Origin of the sequence: Methanospirillum hungatei JF-1 (assembly GCF_000013445.1) — an archaeon.
Taxonomy (GTDB): domain Archaea; phylum Halobacteriota; class Methanomicrobia; order Methanomicrobiales; family Methanospirillaceae; genus Methanospirillum; species Methanospirillum hungatei.
In genome coordinates, this window is record NC_007796.1 from 2,919,691 (window position 1) to 2,937,424 (window position 17,734).

The window sequence follows — 17,734 nt, forward strand, 5'->3', positions numbered from 1 at the left end:
ATCGTAATGGAATCCCTGCCATCATGATCATGAAAGGAGTAAAAAGTATATTGGTGTCACCATAGATAAGTCCATGGATATCAGGTACATATTTAGTAAAACTACTTTATTTTAAGGAAATTTCCTGCGATTATTCAGGGTTTACTGTTTAGAATTTGAATGACTTTTTTTGCTTTATATCGAGTCTTGAACCAAAGAATCATTCAATACTTCATTCAAAGGAAATGGATTATCATAACCACAATTTGTTCTTAATTGACCTAAACGCGTCAAATTGGCTTTTATTATTGGATCTACCATATCACTTTTCATTTTTACATTTTGATGATCTATTCCCGTTCTACACAGTATATAGATATTCTTTCGCTTAAGAATAGTTATCAAATTCAGTGCGACAAGAAGCAGTAAATCGGATTGCGAACCCGGTTTAAAATCGGTAACGCCACCCAATCCATTCTGGGCGTCCCTACCTGCACGTGCGTGTTTAGCAATAAACGGGTGCGAAGCTGCAGGAACAACGTGGTGATTCCCATAGTCTCTTTGGGATAAGCTGCCAGGGAAAGGTATCATGGACAAACAAACGTTGAACCGCTGCAGGATCGTTAATTATATCAGGAGGAAAGAGATTTGCCCCTGTCCCCACTGAGGGAGAATCACGGTATCAGTAGCTTGAATTATGCTGGTACGAATGGACGAAGCTGATTCCGGTCTATGGGCGGGTCCTAAAATACCACAATTATCCGATTTATTGAACTTGGAAAACCCAATACGCTCCTAAAAAAAAAAAAAAAAAAAAAAAAAAAATTTTTTTTTAGGTAAGAACCTTGTGAGAGGAACCACATGCGTAGTGGGAGTAGGAGGCTGCAAAACGCGAATGCCCGGCTGTAATGGCTGTGGATAGGGGTTCAAACTTTGCCCTGACCTGAAAGGGTGCCGACGTGCAGCTGGTTTTTCACGGCGAACAGGATGGTTTCAATGAACGGGATAAGTTCAATTACGCATAAAAGCGAGGACATCTCGGACAGAAAACTTGCAAAACAATGGAAGAAATTTCCATTTGCTAAAGCAAGAGATTATGTAAAGCGACTTCAGACACGTATCGCAAAAGCAGTGAAGAACGGCCAATATCGACTTGCAAGACGACTCCAGTATCTGCTTACACATTCGTTTTATGCAAAAATGTTGGCAGTACAACGAGTAACCAAAAACAGAGGTAAAAGAAGTGCAGGAGTAGATGGGGAAAAATGGACCACCCCTGAACAGAAAATGAAAGCAGCATTAACGCTTTCGGACAAGGGCTATCGGGCAAAACCTCTCCGGAGAATCTACATCCCTAAACCGCAATCGAGTAAAATGCGACCTCTTTCGATTCCAACCATGTATGACCGTGCTATGCAAGCTTTGTATGCAATGGCTCTTATGCCTTGGGCTGAGACCACAGCAGACAAGACATCATTCGGATTCCGAATGAAGCGAAATGCACAGGATGCTGCTTCATACACTTTTCAGTGCTTAAGCAGAAAGACTTCAGGTCAATGGATATTAGAAGGTGATATCCGCGGGTGCTTCGATAATTTCGCACACCAATGGATGCTTGATAACATCCCTCTTGACCAAAGAATCCTTAACCAATTCCTGAAAGCCGGTTATATTTATGATGGAATACTCTACCGTAACAAGTCAGGTACGCCCCAAGGCGGCTTAATTTCCCCCTTATTGGCTAACATGGCTCTTGACGGCATGGAAAGAATGTTGAAAGAACACTTTCCCGGAAATAAGGTTCATCTCATACGGTTTGCAGATGATTTTCTCGTAACGGCAGACTCACAGGAAACGGCACTCCAGTGCAAGGAACTCATCACTGAATTTCTTCATGAACGAGGGCTTGAACTCTCTGAGGAAAAGACCAAAATCGTTCATATCAACGAGGGGTTCGATTTCCTGGGCTGGAATTTCAGAAAATTCAAAGGCAAATTCCTGATACAACCTTCGAAGAAAGCTATTGCCGCAATCATTGATAAAGTAAGGGTAATCATTAAGTCGGCGAAGGCCTGGAAACAGGAAGACCTTATCAAAGCCCTAAATCCCGTAATTAAGGGATGGGCAATGTATCACCGGACGGCTTCTGCAAGTATGACCTTTGGGAAACTTGACTGGGTTGTCCGAAATATGTTGTGGAGATGGGCAAAGCGCCGTCATAATAATAAAGGGAAGAGATGGATTGCCAGAAAATACTGGCACCCAACACTTACCAGAAAACAGGTCTTTAGAACCTCTACTCTTACTCTCGAAAACTTCTCCAACACCAAAATTCAATACCGAAAATTCATAAAACTGGATGCAAATCCGTTTATTGATACCGAGTATTTTGAAAACAGGCCAGGAGTTTTCCTCTCAAAGCAAAGATCGATACGGATGTTCCTTCACTACGCCCATAAAAGCGGGTAGTGAAAAACTTGAGCGGATTGCGGTGAAAATCGCACGGTCCGTTCTTGGAAGGCTGGGTTAGGGTAACCTAACCTGGCTATTCGACATAGACTCATCATTGAAATTGAGCATGAAAAGCAGTTTCTGTCATGGAACATCTATCTGAAGGATGGGGGATACGGAAAACCAGTAGGTTAACAGGTGTGAGTTTAGGGACGGTGGCTAGACTTTTAAATCACCACCAAGGAGTAATCCCCTATGCTCTGAAGATTCACCACCGGATCCCATAATCCCTGCCAGGTGATCCTGAAGGTCCAGAATTATCCGTGGATATAGGACCATTCCAGGCAAAGGGAATTAGGCCCTTTCGGTCACCGACCAGGCTTACCTCTCTCCCCCATCACCCAAAACACTGCTGCCTTCTTCTTTGGCCAGTCCCGGATCATCCCTCTCAGCTGCCTGGTGAGCACGACATACTCTCTCCCATCACTCCCGGAGATCTGTATCCGATTCCCTGATGATGAGCACATAAGACCAGGAACAATCATCCCATTCAGAACCAGGATCAGATCACCGGTTGGGATGACCTGAACCACCCCGTACCCGTCTCGTATAACTGCGACCATCCCCTTCTCCCCAGGAATGAGACGACCAACCTTCTCATTCCTGAACGATGGCTATTCATGATTACCCCAAAGTTTTCTTTTTGTGAATGCAAACAATACTATTATTTATATGAAAACTATTCACGTCCCAATTCTTATAGAAACAGACGAAGATGGTATCTTCATTGTTTCATGCCCCCAATTCAAAGGATGCCATACTTATGGGAAAACTATCGATGAGGCATTAGCGAGGATAAAAGAAGTAATTGAACTATGCTCTGAAGATACCCCCTTGGATACTCTGAATACCTTTGTAGGATTTCGTGAGGTCGAAATTGTCCAGGGTGCGTAATGCTTCCAATAATTAAAGGGAAAACACTCATTTCATTTCTCGAGTCTCTTAATTTTACCATAATCAGGCAACGTGGATCACATGTACGGATGAAGTCAGAAGATGGAAGATACACTACCATTCCAGTTCATAGTGGTGAGGCTATACCCAAAGGCCTATTACGAAAAATTATTCGGGATGATCTTGAAATGACACTTGAGGAATTCACCCTGGCCTATAATGAATATATGGGAAGGATACAGTAATCCATATCTCCTTTCATTTTTTATTGAATATATTACCACTATTTCCCTCTCTCCCCCCCATCTCCCAAAAAACCGCTGCCTTCTTCTTTGGCCAGTCCCGGATCATCCCTCTCACCTGCTTAACCAGAACAAAATATGATCTCCCATCAGTGCCTGTAATCACCATCATCTTCCCTGAATTATTCACTGATAGCATGGGGACCGAAAGCCCGTTCAGCACCAGAATAACATCTCCAGTGGGGATGATACCAATCACCCCAACCCCATCCCGGATGACCTCTATCATCCCGTCTTCACCCGGATAAAGCCGACCGACTTTTTCATACCGAACAGCCGGTGCATCCCGTTCAGATGTAACGACAAAGGGCATCAGATAACCCCTCTGCCAAGAAGCATCTCCCGTTCATAACAGGTCTGACAGATTCCGGTCTTTGTCTCATAATCCCACCAGGCTATTCCCTGGAGTTTGCAGACATGACACCTGCCATAATCAGTCGTTGTCCGTTGCATCCGGGTTATATTCAGGACTCCGGGTAATGTCCGGACAGATTCAGACTCCTGCATAAGAGTCCGGGAATTACATGCCTTACTGAGCGTACACCCATCCGTGTGATGCCTCAATGATACGTTCGGGGGCTTGCAGATGGAACAGGGCTCTTTCGTATCATCCAAAGATATCGAATGATCGCCATCATGATCAGGAGGATACGTACCGATCTTTGCATTCTTTCCATTCTTTGCATCAGTTTGCACCACTGGATGCAAAGATATATCCGGCATTTGAGATTGCTTTGAATGATTTCGGTGTACATCTGAAGATATATGATCCTGGTTTGCAGCAGATGTGAGATCACGGTGTGAATCCGTGTTTGTACCGATGGCAGAATCGTGGGCTCCGGGTAAGACTGCCGTGCTGCAAACATAACTATTCTGAGTAGCAGACGGAGTATTTTCTTCTAAATCCGTCGAATTGTCATTTGTTAATGTGCAGCAGCTGCTGCAAGGATGGTGCAAAGAATGCAAACTTCCCTTATTGTCCCCTGAATTATCGTCAGAATCATCATCCAGACTATTTGAGATTTCCAAATCAGAAATCCAGCACCCATCTGTCCCAGACCAGGTATCATAGACCAGAGCATCCCAGAGATATGCCTTTGCACGCCTTTTCACATTGAAACCCTCATGTTCTCCTGATATCGTCCGGTCAGTAAATGAGAGAGCAGGACATTTTTCAAGGAGGCCTGAATGGATTACCCCTCTGTTACTATACCCATGCAATGTCCGGTAGATGGTATTGTACGACAATCCGCAAAACCGCTGAAGTTGTGGTATCGTAACCTCTTCACGGTCAAGATTCCGGATTGCGGTAATGAGCTCTGCCTCCTTTCTGGTAAGTTTCGTCGTCTGACCTCCGGACTCACCACAGAGCTTGATATAGAGAGAACGTGCACGGGAGAAATCCTCCATAGTCGCGGTCACACAGGTGACTCCTCCGATCTCCTGCCTTTCACGCTGGAACTGGTTCATTATGGTATGGGTCCGGATAAGATCTATCAGCATATCCGGGTTTCTTCTGTTCGAGGCAGACGTGAACCGAATCTGTTCAGAATATGGAATGACAACCCAGACCGGTGAGAAGAGAATATCCCACATCTCCCTGCAGACTTTGATCTCCGGATGGAGAGTCGCCTCCGGAAGAGGGAGCTCCCGTGCTGAACGAAGTGTCCGGGATAAAACTTTTAGATCCTGCTGCTCACTGTCATCTATCCAGGTGGTAAGCATCCGGTTCCAGATCTGGTCATCTCCTGCTCCTTCTACCTTTGAAATCCACCATACACACCGTTCCGGAATCACACAAGTCTGACTTTTGCGGTCCTTGTTCACGGTCAGATACCGGAATGGCTTTTGAAAACTACTGGTGACTCCTTTCAAAATCTCCTGCATCTGATCTGAAAGGCCGGTATCGTCAAGGGTGATTACCATACCGGGCAGGAGGGTTTCTGCATAAAAAAGGGCTTTGTCACTGATTCGCTGACCGATCCGATTTATTTCAGGCACCTGGGCCAGCATCACGTCAAATGCATCGGTCTTTCCTTTTCCTGATGTTCCGGTTACCAAAACATGCAGTCCTTTCGATTTCGGGTTTGCAATCGCACGTGATGCAAGAGAGAGGGCCAGACATTCTGCAACTACTTCATCCCCTTCATGATCCAGGGCGAAGGTCTGGAGGGAATACAAGAGGGGATCTTCGGAATTCAGTATCCGGAGTGCTTCCTGCCTTGGATCTAAATCAGAGGCAGATGCAGAAGCAGGATGGAGAGACTCTTTTTCTCTGGCAGGAGAAGGAGAACAGTCAGGAGAGTCGGTCTGTTCCTGAACAACTCCCTCATGACCGGAATCATACCGGTATCCATCCCGTTCCACTTAGCTTTTGCCCGATTCCGATTGCTCTGTTTTATTCTGGCTTCATAATCCTGTTTTGGACGGGGCCTTCGAATCGTTCCCGAAGTTCTGACCATCGCTGGGTTCCGCCACCACAGGAGTTGTGATGACATCCGGCAAAGATTCCGCCACTTGCAAACTGGATGGCATAGGCTCCATCGGTGTGTGCGGTAGAGAACGGACATGCATCAAAGAGGAATAGCCGTCCGCCGGCAAACGGTTTCTCCCGGTAGGAGAGATGGTGGTCTGAAAGCCATGCTCCTAGATCTGCTACCGATGACCGGGTACTGCCCTTTGGCTCTGTTTTCTTCTCCGGTTGTTCACAGAGAAGCGATGCAAGGCTGGTCAGGAGTGATGGTGAGACGATCTCCAGGGTATCCGGCACATGCAGAAGAGATGACCGGCGGTGACGCCGGCCCGGTCAATCCATGAGATTATGCCGGCATCCAGTTATATTGGTCTCTTAGACCCGGACATTCCGATCCAGATTCCCTTTAATATCACCCCGCACGGGAATGAACCGGTGCAGTTCATTGTGCAATACAAAAACGGGATCAATCTGCATAACTCATCGGTGAGCGTGCCTATCTCTACCGGGACAAGTAAAAAACAGGCTGACCTCTTTGTTTCAAATATTGAGATCACACCAGGGATGGAGCATGTAATCGTCAAGGGGGATGTGACAAATGCAGGTCTTGAGGCTGCAAACGCCGTGGTCGTAACAGTGCAGGATCCGGCTCAGGCTGTCTACCCGTACAAGCAATATGGGGTAGGCCTCTTAAAACCATCAGATTTCGCAAGTTTTCAGGTGACATTCAAACCCTCACCGAATGCAACCACAGAAAACCTCCTCACCTCCTTTAAGGATGCAGACGGGAGGATAATCAGCACAGAGACACCGCTTGATCTTACCGGAATTAATGCCTTTTCAGATTTGGATATGATGGATCCCGCTCTAATTGGGCCAGAGCCATCTGGTCTTCTCCCGGCTGGAACAGAGATAATTGCCGGGGTGGTTGGAGGGATTGTGATTGGTATCGGACTGATGTATGTGTACATGCGACGAAAAAACCGAACCGGCCAGAAAAATACCCTGAACAGAAAAAACCAGGTTCAGAACTCTGAATCTTCGATGACGCTGGAGGACTCAGATAATGGGGGAGATATTGAGGGGGGCTCTGCATATGTCCGGGGAATGGCATATTACAGGCAGGGTGATTTTAAGAAGGCCGCTGAGGAGTTTTTCGCGGTCACTGAAGAGGATCCATCCAATGACAAGGCATGGAATGCATATGGGATCTGCCTTACTAAACTGTCAGAGTTTGCAAGTGCTGAGAGATGTTATGAGAATGCCTTAAAGATTCATCCGGAGAATATGAGTTATCAGAAGAACCGTGATATAAACCGGAAAAAGATGAAATAATCAAGTCTGTAACCCTCATCTTTTTTAATTTCGCATACCTTTTCTGTCGCCCTTTGCTGATGCAATTCCTCCATGGTTTCATATAATCGAGTACCGTATCCTGCCAGAACATTGTAGAACCTATAATCCATTTCATCATGATGGTCAGAAAAGCGGGAAGAATCATTTATCCAATTACAGGGGCTCTCTGTATTACCATCAAAGAAAAGTTTAAATTGCACACATGTGCAATATGAATAACATGTCCAGTGTTCAGAGTTATAAACGGATCCCGATCACACCTAAAACCTGGGAAAAACTCTCAATCCTTAAAAAACCGGGTGAAACCTTTGATCATCTCATTACTGATTTAATTGAAGAACGAGAAAAACTGGATATCATAAGACATGTTACAAAAGTGTCAGAACAGGGAGAATTTCTTTCATTGGATGAGGCCGAGGAAGCCTGGAAAGAATGAAAGTTGAGGTTGAAATAAAAGCGTGTAATTTTGTGAAAGAATTACCCATTAAAGGTCGTCGTATTATTCTTAAACAATTACGCAGGCTGGAAGAACCATTTCTAGTATCAGAAATTGAAAAAATTGGTCATGATGTATACCGTCTGCATATTGGTCGAACCTATACTGTATTCTTTATGATCTATCCGGAAGGTGATCTTGTCAGAGTGACAGATATATTGCCCATCAAAACAGCACATAAACGATACAACCGGTTTGCATAAAGAATACTCATGTTTTTAAGAAACAAGAGAAGGTTCTATCGCCCATCAGGTAAAATAGCACTGTATTCAACAGAGACAATCCCTCATAGATTACCCAGTTCTCAGAGTAACTCCTGACTTGAAATGGCAGAAAGCCGGTCAGGCATATACCTCTGGTATGAACATTCCCCAAGCACGGAAGCAGTCTCCTTATGAATTCCTTTAGTCAAATCCTTTATGATAGTCACTTTCGCCCCTCGTGCCAGCCATCCTTCCATTGCAAACCTGTTGCAGAAATCAGAAGCCACTCCAAAGAGCGTTACCTCGATATTGGCCAGATCATGCTCCGGTGCGATGGAATGAAGAAAGGAATCACGGGGGATTACCTGCCCTGGATGACGGGGATCATCAACAAAATGAAATAACGATTCATATGCAATCTTCCGGTCAGGATTTGTGAAGGATATTGCCTGCCCTTTCCGCTCACCCCACATGGTAAACTGGTTCTTCATCAGATACCAGGTATCAGGCAGACCGGAGACATCAAGAGATAATTCCCAATCGTCGGTCTGGTATTCACAGTGAATAGGAAATTCTTTCGCTTCCTCGCTTTCTTCATACTCTTCGGAAAAGTGAGTATCCAGAATGACAAAGGTATAGTCAAATGCTGATTTAGGAATTTTTTCCAGGAATTCCTGTGCAGGTCCGAGGATGTCTTCTGCTCCGCTCACATAGAGGTTTCCGTTTTTTATCGTAAACCCCTTCTGCATATCACCGATCTGCAATATCCGGACAGGTTTTTTGATACTCATGGTTTCACAAATCAGGAAAATACTTCGTTCGGGTTTTCTATTGAAGGAAATGGTTTTGTTGTATTCGTATATACAAGCCCCGGAATATCATGCAGGATATCTGTCCGGTATACCCGAGGACCATACTGATACCCGGTCATATTATACCACCATTCAGGATATCCTGAAAGAGTCTCATTTTTAGAGACCGGATCCCATACCATACCGTTTGAGAACCTCACGATCAATTCGCCGGAGAGAGGTCGAGATCCGGAGCGATCCGATTATATATGCTCCATATCCGCCCCAATGTATGATAGGGATGAGTACATTCTCCGGCAGAATATGCCTTGCTGAAATGAAACGGACCATCGTTTGGAATCCACCAGACTTCCGGTTAAGCACCTCTTTTTCTGATGGCTTTTAAAGACTGCCGTGGATTTTGACAAAGCACCAAAAAATTAATTTCTAAAACTATGAATCGGTGCCGGAATCCGTCCACCCCGGTTGATAAACTTGCTGCAATCGAAGGTATTCACCTGCTGGACCGGAGCATGACCTAAAAGACCACCAAACTCCACCATGTCACCAACATCCTTGCCGATAACCGGAATGAGCCGCACTGCAGTCGTTTTCTGATTGATCATCCCGATGGCCGCTTCATCTGCAATAATCCCTGATATGGTAGATGCAGGAGTGCTTCCCGGAATTGCTATCATATCTAGACCGACTGAACAGACACAGGTCATTGCCTCAAGTTTCTCAATAGTGAGAGATCCACGTATCACGGCATCTATCATTCCCTGGTCCTCGCTCACCGGAATAAACGCACCGCTGAGCCCACCGACAAAGGAACTTGCCATCACCCCGCCTTTCTTCACCTGGTCATTGAGCAGGGCAAGAGCAGCGGTTGTTCCCGGTGCACCAACCGATTCAAGTCCCATCTCTTCAAGGATCTCTGCAACACTGTCCCCCACCGATGGGGTCGGGGCAAGTGACAGGTCGACAATGCCAAACGGTACCCCAAGACGCTCTGATGCAACCTGAGCTACAAGTTGTCCGACCCGGGTTACCTTAAATGCTGTTTTCTTGACCGTCTCACATAGGACTTCGAAATCTTTTCCCCTGACACTCTCAAGAGCATGCTTGACAACCCCCGGGCCACTGACTCCCACATGAATGACGGCATCAGCCTCTGATATGCCATGAAATGCCCCGGCCATGAAGGGATTGTCATCAGGAGCATTGCAGAAGACAACCAGTTTTGCACATCCCAGGGAGTTTTGTTCCTGTGTTGCCTCTGCGGTCTCTTTAATAATCTGTCCCATGAGCCGGACAGCATCCATGTTGATCCCGGTCTTTGTTGAACCAATATTCACCGAACTGCAGACCCGTTCAGTTGCCGAGAGGGCATGGGGAATGGACCTGATAAGAAGTTCGTCCGTCCAGGTCATTCCCTTTGATACGATGGCCGAATACCCCCCGATGAAATTGACACCCATATCTGCTGCTGCTTTATCGAGTGTTTGTGCAATAGACACGAAATCCTCTGGAGATTGACAGGCAGATCCGGCGATGAGTGCAATGGGGGTTACTGATATTCTTTTATTGACGATGGGAATCCCGTATTCAAGTTCTATCTCTCTCCCGGTGGAGACCAGGTTTCTGGCAAGGCGGGTTATCTTTGCATATATCTTCTGGTTTAAGGTATCGAGGGAAGCATCACAGCAGTCAAGAAGGCTGATGCCAAGGGTTATCGTCCGGACATCAAGCTTCTCCTGCTCGATCATATTGTTTGTCTCATTTACCTCAAGGATATTTATCATGGAATTTCCTGTTAAATTCGATGCATCTTTGTAAAAATATCTTCACGCTGGCACTTGATCTTCACTCCGATCTCGTCACCGAGTACATCAAGATCAGTTACCATATCTGAGAAGGGTTTGGAGGAGCGTTCGGTGTCGACGATCATCATCATGTTAAAGTACCCCTGGACAATTGTCTGAGAGATATCCTCAACGTTAATCTGGTTATTTGCCAGATAGGTGCATACTTTTGCGATAATTCCGACGGCATCCTTTCCGACCACCGTGATAATTGTTTTACTCATAATCCAATCAGACTTATACATTTGGTTTTCATAGGGGATTATAGTTGTAGCACCGAGAAGGTCTCAAAAAAAAGATGAATATTACACCACAAAGAGGGAAATACATCTGATTTTTTAGATCTGGATGAGAACTGTTTAAAAAAAGGGATTGTCCCCGGCATACATACCCGGATTATTCACTGACGATTTTCAGTTCATCAGGAAATGCCTTGATATCCCGGTAATAGGCTACAGGTGTCCAGATAGGCCCGTCAGATCTCTCTATTACCTTATAGAAAACATAAAAGCTATTTGACTGATCCTGGGCTTCATTCATTACATATTGTTCACCAATACCCAACGCTCCATAGGGATTATTAATAATATTCCACAGTTCTTCTGAGGGGGCATCCGGACGTGTCATTGCATAAGCATTCATTGCTATCCAGGCAGCATCATAACTGGATATCTCATTCCATCCTGCATTTCCTTTTATTGCCCGTGAAAGATATTCAACGGCAACATGCCTCATCGGAATGAAGATCTGATCTGCAGCACTGTCAAAGTTGACACAGGTCAGATTTGTCTGTATAGCCACAGATACTGCACTTTCCGCCTCTAATAAATTCCTGCTTTGCGACACACCGTCACCACTATACCATGCAACAGACGTGAGTGGCCCTTCCTTTACTGCTTCAAGCATTGAGATGATCTCATCAGTGCCAATCACTACCACCGCAGTACCCTCATACCCGGCAGTCTCAACTGCTCTGGCGGCCTCATCCAGAACAGAGGTAAAATCAGTCTCATTTTTTGCATAACTGAAACTATCTATACTTCCGGTAACGGTTTCAGAGAGAGCATGTGAAAAGTCCTGGCCATATATGTCATCGCGATACAGAACCACCAGGTGCTTTTTACCTTGTTCCTCCATGAGTCTGACCATGGCTTTTACCAGATGAGAATCATCCGGACTCAGACGAAAAATGAAATCATCTGAATCTGAGAGGGAGATGGCAGTGCTCCGGGTTCCAAGAAGTATAATGTTATTTTCTCGTGCATATTCCTGAACCGCGGATAATTCATCACTAATTCCACCAAATATAATGAGATTTATTCCGTTCTCGTGCAGGGCCCTGACCTGCTCAAGTGCGACTGCCGCATCACTTTCTGAATCCCGGATATCACTTGAAAAACGAATGTTCAGACCAAGTGCCTTTGAATAGTAGGTATTTGCCTGTTCAATAGCAAGTTCAATCGCTTTTTTTGCACCGGTACCTATCTCTGCATTGACTCCGGTAATAGGCAAAACAGCACCTATGACGATATCACCAGGTTCATGGGTCAGTTTACCATCTGCATCGGTGATGAACATTCCCGAAGTCTTGCTCCTGATAAACATCCCGTCAAGATTCCAGTATATGTCACCATTACTACCCTTCGTTGCGGTAAATCGGGCGTACTTGGCTGACTTGAGATCACCATATTCATTCAACATAGTCCACTGATTGAAAAGATTTCCACCTCTTTCAAATAATGCCCGGAGATTGGACTTATAAGTATCAAAGTCTGCATGGGGATCAAGACGATATGTCTCGGCTATGAACCATAATGCATCCCATATCGGCAGGGCATCGGGAGATGGAGCATGTCCCAGTTCACCACTCATAAGTCCTGTTGCCAGCATCAGGGGAACAAGAGTGAGTGTTTCTTCACATGCAAATGCAACCCCCTCAAGTCTTGTTTTTGCGGCGAATTCTGCAGCATCATTATTATTCAGGATACCTGCCTCACGGATGATACTATCTCCTGAAAACCACTTGTAATCACTTATCGGGCTCTCAATACCGGCAGTTGTAAAGATTCCGATAGCATGGGACTCGGTTCCGATCAGAAGAATTGCCCCGGTGTCTTTCGGTAAACCTGCTGCAGCTTCTTCTATCTCCTGGACCAGAGTATCATGGACGGATAGTTTTGGATCATACGGTATCGAACCCACTATCCTGAATCCATAGGCAGGATCTGAGCCTTTTTCAATTATGCCGGCATTCAGTCCTGAACCATATTCATCGTCCATGTATACGGTCAGAACCTCAGTGATGTTCTGTCGCTTCATAAGAAGGGCCAGAGCTTCAGCCTGATTTTTATCATCTGGAACCATCCGGAAGAGGTTGTCATCAAGGGAGAGGGAAACCGCCGTACTGGACGGGGCAATAAGCAGCATATCATTCTCATTGGCATAGGGAACCATTGCAGCTGCTTCTTCACTGGTTGAAGGACCAATAACCACCATAACCCCTTTTTCATGAAGCTTTTTCAGGGCATTCAGGGCTTTCTCCGGATCGCTGCTGCTATCTTCAATCAGAAGTTCAACGTGAAGATTATCTGATTTAAGATAATCATTCAGGATATCAACTGACAAGTTCAGAGATACTTTCGGAGATATAACCACGAGTGTCTCCTGGGTTTTTATACCGGAAACGACAATTGATGGTTTATGCCATACAGGCGGTGAGAGATTTATGAAAAACAGTACTATCATCCTTATTCTCATTCTTACAACTCTTCTGCTCATACTTCCCGTTTCAGTCGCTTCACAGGGGTATGGAAACCGATTCCAGGGAAATCAGAATAGTGTCCTTCCGGAACCAGAGGACCTGAATCTCTCTGATACTGAAAGATCAGATCTCCTCTTCATGCGGGAAGAAGAACAAATGGCCCATGATCTCTACATGGTGTGGTATGAGATGTATGCAATTCCGATCTTCCGGAATATTGGAGAGGCCGAAACAATCCATGCCAGTGAAGTGCAACTCCTCCTTGACAGATATCAGGTTCCTTCTGACATGATCGGAAATTATTCATCAGGATATAATAATCCGGACATTCAGGCTCTGGCAGATGCCCTGGCAGAGCAGGGAGCACAATCTCTGACTGATGCTCTCAAAGCAGGGGTAGCAATTGAAGAGACAGATATCGCAGATCTTGATAAGGCAATCGCCAATACTACCAGACCGGATATCATCCAGGTATATACCAATCTCCGGAACGGGTCGGAGAATCACCTGAGTGCATTTACCCGTCAACTCTCTTAAATTTCTTTTTCCAGTAATTACACAGGTGCGATGAAGGAAGACCTGTGAACCAAGTGAAAGATGAAAGATATGAAACTTGGCAAAAAAGAGAGAGGTGTGGTTTTAAGATATCACTCCTCATCCAGTTCTTCAGGCTCTTCTCCGTGATCACAGAAATTATCCTCATCTAAATCACTCCAGAGCGGACAGCCTGGACAACTGCAATGAAACCCTTTCGGACAGGTCCCTGCAAGGGCATCGGCTTTTTCCCGTGTATCTTCATCTATCAGCGTCAGGTTTCCTGCATTGTCGGTAATTACCTTCTTCTCTTCGGTTTGTGCTGCAAGGAGGGGGTCCTGGCATCCGTCCCTTCCGGATGCGGAGGCAGACAGAACAAACCCGCTTATCATGCTCATTAGGCACAACATCTGAAAAATTGTTAATATGTGTTTCGTATTCATTGTACACTCCTTATGAGATCAAATTACGAGCCATTCTCCGGATAAATCCTCTAAACTGATATATATGGACCATCACCAGTACGGTCATGAGTAATCCTGACCAGTCATGAAGATCCGTAATCAGAGCAACCGGAACCTGGCGGTACGTCAGACCCAGAGCAGGTATCAGACCTGGCCATTTGAGAATGCCGGTCACTACACAGATGACGGTTACAATGAGGAGGAGAAGACTGGTGATTCTGATGAAAGTTTTTCTACCCATAATTCCTTACTCCAGTTGTTTTTATACGAGGTTTGCACAGCATGAGCCATGTCTCTTGAATCACTGATAAACAGCCGATTCTGAAGTTTATGAAATAATGGATTATTGAACATATAAAAAAAGCACTATCATTCAGGTTCACCCTTACAACCATCCGGATCAGAGGGGGAGGTGAGAGCCTGACTTGTCCACAGAATCCCTTATCCCCTCTCAATGAAAATCTGATGAGTACATCAGCAGTCTGTCTGATTTTGAGTAATATATGCTCTATTGCGGTATCACCATGACGCTCATAGATATTGAGACTATACAAGGACTATCCAGAGACCAGGTAGAAGAGCGGATCAAGACATTCGGATATAACGAACTTCCAAAACATAAGAAAGACGGTATTTTTGAGGTCATACTTGAGGTTGCCAGAGAACCGATGTTCCTCCTCCTGGTAACGAGTGGTCTTATCTACTTTTTCCTTGGTGATATCACCGAAGCTGTCATGCTTATGAGTTTTGTGCTGGTCATCATCGGTATTACGGTATACCAGGAACGAAAGACTGAACGGGCACTCGAAGCCCTCCGGAATCTCTCAAGTCCACGGGCTCTCGTAATCAGGGACGGCCAGCAGAGGCGGATTGCAGGACGGGAGGTTGTTCCCGGTGATATCCTCATCCTCTCAGAAGGAGACCGGGTTCCTGCCGACGGGATTCTCCTCTCATCGAATAATCTTACCGTTGATGAATCACTCCTTACCGGTGAATCGGTCCCCGTACGAAAGATTCCCTGGACTGAAGGGCTGAAAGAGCAGGCTCCGGGCGGAGATGATCAGCCATTCGTATATTCTGGAACCCTAATCGTTCAGGGTCAGGCCCTTGCTGAAGTCAAAAGTACTGGCTCTGGGACTGAGATGGGGAAGATAGGCATGGTTCTCCAGGAAGTCGGGCGGGATGATAGCAGGCTGAAAGTGGAGATATCCTCGATGGTGAAGATCATCGCAACATGCGGTCTTCTCCTGTGCCTTATCATCGTTATCATCTATGGAATCGGCCGGGGAGACTGGATATCAGGACTTCTTGCAGGAATTACTCTTGCGATGGCGATCCTTCCGGAAGAGTTCCCGGTGGTTTTAACGGTTTTTCTTGCGCTTGGTGCATGGAGAATCTCAGAAAAGCATGTACTTACCCGTCAGGTTCCTGCAATTGAAACCCTGGGCTCTGCATCAGTTCTCTGTGTAGACAAGACCGGGACGCTTACGCTTAATAAAATGACCGTGCAATCCTTTTTCGCAGATGATGAATTCTGTGAGCATGACGGAGCCGGTGAAAATTCGGTCCCTGATTCCTGTCATGAACTATCCGAATACGCCATTCTTGCCTGTAAGAGAGATCCCTTTGATCCCATGGAAAAGGCTCTTATACAGCTCTCAGAGGGAGATTTTGGAAGAACAGAGCATATACATAAAGACTGGAAGCTCATAACCGAATATCCTCTCTCATCTGACCTCCTGGCGATGTCTAATGTCTGGCAGTCTCCGGACGGCCGCGAATTTATCATAGCCGCCAAGGGTGCTCCGGAAGCGATTGCTGATCTGTGTCATTTTTCGGAGCAGGAACAGAAAAAACTTGCAGAGCAGATAGATGTGATGGCATCAAAGGGCCTTCGGATTCTTGGCGTTGCAAAATCATCATTTACAATTTCGGAGCTCCCACGTATCCAGCATGACTTCGTTTTTACGTTTCTTGGCCTTATCGGGTTTGCTGATCCGGTCAGACCGGGGATCGCTGAAGCGGTGAGCGAGTGTTATGCTGCCGGTATCAAGATCATTATGATAACCGGTGATTACCCCCGTACAGCCCAGAATATTGCAGATCAGATCGGGCTTTTGCATACCGATAACACAGTTACCGGGACTGACCTAACCGAGTGCTCGGATGATGACCTCAAAGAACGGCTCAAAACAGCTACTGTTTTTGCACGTGCCGTTCCTGAACAGAAACTCCGGATTGTCAGAGCCCTCAAGGCGAATAATGAGGTTGTTGTCATGACCGGCGACGGGGTGAATGATGCACCGGCTCTGAAATCTGCAGATATCGGTATTGCCATGGGTGGGAGAGGTACTGATGTTGCCCGTGAAGCATCTTCGCTCGTGCTCCTTGACGATAATTTCACCTCTATCGTCTCTGCGGTCAGGCTTGGACGGAGAATATATGATAACCTCAAAAAGGCAATGGCCTATATCTTCTCTATCCACATTCCAATCGCGGGAATGTCACTCATTCCGGTCATTTTTGACATGCCACTCATTCTTATGCCGATGCATATCGTCTTCCTTGAACTCATCATAGACCCAACCTGTTCTATCGTCTTTGAGGCAGAAAAAGAAGAGCAGGACATTATGAACCGGCCGCCCCGGTCTGCGGATGAACGACTCTTCACACCAAAGACCCTCTTTCTCAGCCTGATGCAGGGGGTTGTCGTCCTCGGTGTTGTGATGCTTGTGTATCTTTATTCCCTGATGAGCGGGTTTTTAGAAACAGAGGTGCGTACCATGACTTTTATCACCATTGTGCTCGCAAACCTGCTTCTCATCCTGACCAACCGGTCCTGGTCAGAAACGATAATCTCTACGATTCGGACACCGAATACGGCTATGAGATGGGTATTTGCTGGAACAATCTGCAGCCTTGTCCTGATCCTTGCAATACCGGCACTTCGGGATCTCTTCAGGTTTTCTCTGATACCGGTCGAAGAACTTGTCACCTGTGTCCTCGCTGCCAGTGTAAGTGTGCTCTGGTTTGAGGCCTGGAAAATCTGGAACGTGCGAAAAGATCAGATACCTCATATTTTTTCAGGGATATAAAAAAAGAAAA

General features: G+C 45.8%; 20 protein-coding genes. 8 read left to right on the forward strand and 12 right to left on the reverse strand.

Annotation, left to right across the window (positions count from 1 at the left end):
* Positions 1-174 precede the first annotated feature (174 nt).
* Positions 175-570 carry a hypothetical protein gene (locus MHUN_RS19255; protein ID WP_048067554.1) on the reverse strand — a complete coding sequence of 132 codons (396 nt, stop codon included), beginning with the start codon at positions 568-570 and terminating at the stop codon, positions 175-177.
* 405 nt (positions 571-975) lie between these two features.
* Between MHUN_RS19255 and ltrA the strand changes: the two genes are divergently transcribed.
* Positions 976-2,448, forward strand: a complete 1,473-nt coding sequence (ltrA, locus tag MHUN_RS13815) for a group II intron reverse transcriptase/maturase (protein ID WP_011449599.1) — start codon at positions 976-978, stop codon at positions 2,446-2,448.
* Between the two features lie 350 nt (positions 2,449-2,798).
* Here the strand turns inward: ltrA and MHUN_RS13820 are convergent, their stop codons facing one another.
* A complete protein-coding gene (locus MHUN_RS13820; protein WP_011449600.1) occupies positions 2,799-3,053 on the reverse strand; it encodes a hypothetical protein in 255 nt (84 codons plus the stop codon).
* A 109-nt stretch (positions 3,054-3,162) separates the two neighbouring features.
* Between MHUN_RS13820 and MHUN_RS13825 the strand changes: the two genes are divergently transcribed.
* Both MHUN_RS13825 and MHUN_RS13830 read left to right on the forward strand, forming a co-directional pair.
* On the forward strand, positions 3,163-3,384 hold the full coding sequence (locus tag MHUN_RS13825) for a type II toxin-antitoxin system HicB family antitoxin (RefSeq protein ID WP_048068054.1): 222 nt from the start codon (positions 3,163-3,165) through the stop codon (positions 3,382-3,384).
* Positions 3,384-3,629 carry a type II toxin-antitoxin system HicA family toxin gene (locus MHUN_RS13830; protein ID WP_011449602.1) on the forward strand — a complete coding sequence of 82 codons (246 nt, stop codon included), beginning with the start codon at positions 3,384-3,386 and terminating at the stop codon, positions 3,627-3,629. The genes MHUN_RS13825 and MHUN_RS13830 overlap by 1 nt, the downstream gene beginning before the upstream one ends.
* A 13-nt stretch (positions 3,630-3,642) precedes the next feature.
* On the opposite strand, the gene MHUN_RS13835 is transcribed toward MHUN_RS13830, so the two are convergent.
* Genes MHUN_RS13835 through MHUN_RS13845 form a run of 3 tightly spaced genes read right to left on the reverse strand, consistent with a single transcriptional unit; the run spans position 3,643 to position 6,456 of the window.
* Positions 3,643-3,999, reverse strand: a complete 357-nt coding sequence (locus MHUN_RS13835; RefSeq protein ID WP_011449603.1) for a hypothetical protein — start codon at positions 3,997-3,999, stop codon at positions 3,643-3,645.
* Positions 3,999-6,053, reverse strand: coding sequence for a hypothetical protein (locus MHUN_RS13840; RefSeq protein WP_011449604.1), 2,055 nt, complete (start codon positions 6,051-6,053; stop codon positions 3,999-4,001). The genes MHUN_RS13835 and MHUN_RS13840 overlap by 1 nt, the downstream gene beginning before the upstream one ends.
* A gap of 31 nt (positions 6,054-6,084) precedes the next feature.
* Positions 6,085-6,456 carry a hypothetical protein gene (locus MHUN_RS13845; protein ID WP_011449605.1) on the reverse strand — a complete coding sequence of 124 codons (372 nt, stop codon included), beginning with the start codon at positions 6,454-6,456 and terminating at the stop codon, positions 6,085-6,087.
* A 21-nt stretch (positions 6,457-6,477) separates the two neighbouring features.
* Here MHUN_RS13845 and MHUN_RS17755 point away from each other — a divergent pair, with 21 nt between their 5' ends.
* The 3 genes from MHUN_RS17755 (at position 6,478) to MHUN_RS13860 (ending at position 8,214) form a co-directional block, all read left to right on the forward strand.
* Positions 6,478-7,494 carry a tetratricopeptide repeat protein gene (locus tag MHUN_RS17755; protein ID WP_052288894.1) on the forward strand — a complete coding sequence of 339 codons (1,017 nt, stop codon included), beginning with the start codon at positions 6,478-6,480 and terminating at the stop codon, positions 7,492-7,494.
* A 241-nt stretch (positions 7,495-7,735) separates the two neighbouring features.
* A complete protein-coding gene (locus MHUN_RS13855; protein WP_143709507.1) occupies positions 7,736-7,951 on the forward strand; it encodes a hypothetical protein in 216 nt (71 codons plus the stop codon).
* Positions 7,948-8,214 carry a hypothetical protein gene (locus MHUN_RS13860; protein ID WP_011449608.1) on the forward strand — a complete coding sequence of 89 codons (267 nt, stop codon included), beginning with the start codon at positions 7,948-7,950 and terminating at the stop codon, positions 8,212-8,214. Before MHUN_RS13855 ends, MHUN_RS13860 begins: the two co-directional genes overlap by 4 nt.
* 101 nt (positions 8,215-8,315) lie before the next feature.
* Here MHUN_RS13860 and MHUN_RS13865 read toward each other — a convergent pair whose 3' ends face one another.
* The 5 genes from MHUN_RS13865 to MHUN_RS13885 all read right to left on the reverse strand — a co-directional run bounded on the left by MHUN_RS13865 (position 8,316) and on the right by MHUN_RS13885 (position 13,525).
* Positions 8,316-9,005, reverse strand: coding sequence for a hypothetical protein (locus tag MHUN_RS13865; RefSeq protein ID WP_011449609.1), 690 nt, complete (start codon positions 9,003-9,005; stop codon positions 8,316-8,318).
* 11 nt (positions 9,006-9,016) lie between these two features.
* Entirely contained in the window at positions 9,017-9,208 is a 192-nt protein-coding gene (locus tag MHUN_RS13870) for a hypothetical protein (protein WP_048067555.1), read from the reverse strand.
* A 237-nt stretch (positions 9,209-9,445) separates the two neighbouring features.
* Complete coding sequence (locus MHUN_RS13875) at positions 9,446-10,810, reverse strand: PFL family protein (protein WP_011449610.1); 1,365 nt, start codon at positions 10,808-10,810, stop codon at positions 9,446-9,448.
* Positions 10,811-10,821: 11 nt separating this feature from the next.
* Entirely contained in the window at positions 10,822-11,094 is a 273-nt protein-coding gene (locus MHUN_RS13880) for an ACT domain-containing protein (RefSeq protein WP_011449611.1), read from the reverse strand.
* A gap of 172 nt (positions 11,095-11,266) precedes the next feature.
* Complete coding sequence (locus MHUN_RS13885; RefSeq protein WP_011449612.1) at positions 11,267-13,525, reverse strand: ABC transporter substrate-binding protein; 2,259 nt, start codon at positions 13,523-13,525, stop codon at positions 11,267-11,269.
* A 70-nt stretch (positions 13,526-13,595) separates the two neighbouring features.
* Between MHUN_RS13885 and MHUN_RS13890 the strand changes: the two genes are divergently transcribed.
* Entirely contained in the window at positions 13,596-14,168 is a 573-nt protein-coding gene (locus MHUN_RS13890; protein WP_011449613.1) for a ferritin-like domain-containing protein, read from the forward strand.
* A gap of 110 nt (positions 14,169-14,278) precedes the next feature.
* On the opposite strand, the gene MHUN_RS13895 is transcribed toward MHUN_RS13890, so the two are convergent.
* The gene (locus tag MHUN_RS13895; RefSeq protein WP_143709509.1) at positions 14,279-14,557 is read right to left on the reverse strand and encodes a hypothetical protein; all 279 of its coding nucleotides are present in this window, start codon (positions 14,555-14,557) and stop codon (positions 14,279-14,281) included.
* A 61-nt stretch (positions 14,558-14,618) separates the two neighbouring features.
* On the reverse strand, positions 14,619-14,870 hold the full coding sequence (locus MHUN_RS13900) for a DUF4405 domain-containing protein (protein ID WP_011449615.1): 252 nt from the start codon (positions 14,868-14,870) through the stop codon (positions 14,619-14,621).
* 283 nt (positions 14,871-15,153) lie between these two features.
* Between MHUN_RS13900 and MHUN_RS13910 the strand changes: the two genes are divergently transcribed.
* Entirely contained in the window at positions 15,154-17,724 is a 2,571-nt protein-coding gene (locus MHUN_RS13910) for a cation-translocating P-type ATPase (RefSeq protein ID WP_048067559.1), read from the forward strand.
* Positions 17,725-17,734 lie beyond the last annotated feature (10 nt).

Bases quoted from the DNA above. Each gene is read 5' to 3' on its own strand.
- MHUN_RS13900 (WP_011449615.1), bottom strand. From the start codon at position 14,870: ATGGGTAGAAAAACTTTCATCAGAATCACCAGTCTTCTCCTCCTCATT.
- MHUN_RS13895 (WP_143709509.1), bottom strand. From the start codon at position 14,557: ATGATAAGCGGGTTTGTTCTGTCTGCCTCCGCATCCGGAAGGGACGGA.
- MHUN_RS13890 (WP_011449613.1), top strand. From the start codon at position 13,596: ATGAAAAACAGTACTATCATCCTTATTCTCATTCTTACAACTCTTCTG.
- MHUN_RS13825 (WP_048068054.1), top strand. From the start codon at position 3,163: ATGAAAACTATTCACGTCCCAATTCTTATAGAAACAGACGAAGATGGT.
- ltrA (WP_011449599.1), top strand. From the start codon at position 976: ATGAACGGGATAAGTTCAATTACGCATAAAAGCGAGGACATCTCGGAC.
- MHUN_RS13855 (WP_143709507.1), top strand. From the start codon at position 7,736: ATGTCCAGTGTTCAGAGTTATAAACGGATCCCGATCACACCTAAAACC.
- MHUN_RS13835 (WP_011449603.1), bottom strand. From the start codon at position 3,999: ATGCCCTTTGTCGTTACATCTGAACGGGATGCACCGGCTGTTCGGTAT.
- MHUN_RS13820 (WP_011449600.1), bottom strand. From the start codon at position 3,053: ATGGTCGCAGTTATACGAGACGGGTACGGGGTGGTTCAGGTCATCCCA.
- MHUN_RS19255 (WP_048067554.1), bottom strand. From the start codon at position 570: ATGATACCTTTCCCTGGCAGCTTATCCCAAAGAGACTATGGGAATCAC.
- MHUN_RS13860 (WP_011449608.1), top strand. From the start codon at position 7,948: ATGAAAGTTGAGGTTGAAATAAAAGCGTGTAATTTTGTGAAAGAATTA.
- MHUN_RS13875 (WP_011449610.1), bottom strand. From the start codon at position 10,810: ATGATAAATATCCTTGAGGTAAATGAGACAAACAATATGATCGAGCAG.
- MHUN_RS13830 (WP_011449602.1), top strand. From the start codon at position 3,384: ATGCTTCCAATAATTAAAGGGAAAACACTCATTTCATTTCTCGAGTCT.
- MHUN_RS13910 (WP_048067559.1), top strand. From the start codon at position 15,154: ATGACGCTCATAGATATTGAGACTATACAAGGACTATCCAGAGACCAG.
- MHUN_RS13870 (WP_048067555.1), bottom strand. From the start codon at position 9,208: ATGGTATGGGATCCGGTCTCTAAAAATGAGACTCTTTCAGGATATCCT.
- MHUN_RS13865 (WP_011449609.1), bottom strand. From the start codon at position 9,005: ATGAGTATCAAAAAACCTGTCCGGATATTGCAGATCGGTGATATGCAG.
- MHUN_RS13880 (WP_011449611.1), bottom strand. From the start codon at position 11,094: ATGAGTAAAACAATTATCACGGTGGTCGGAAAGGATGCCGTCGGAATT.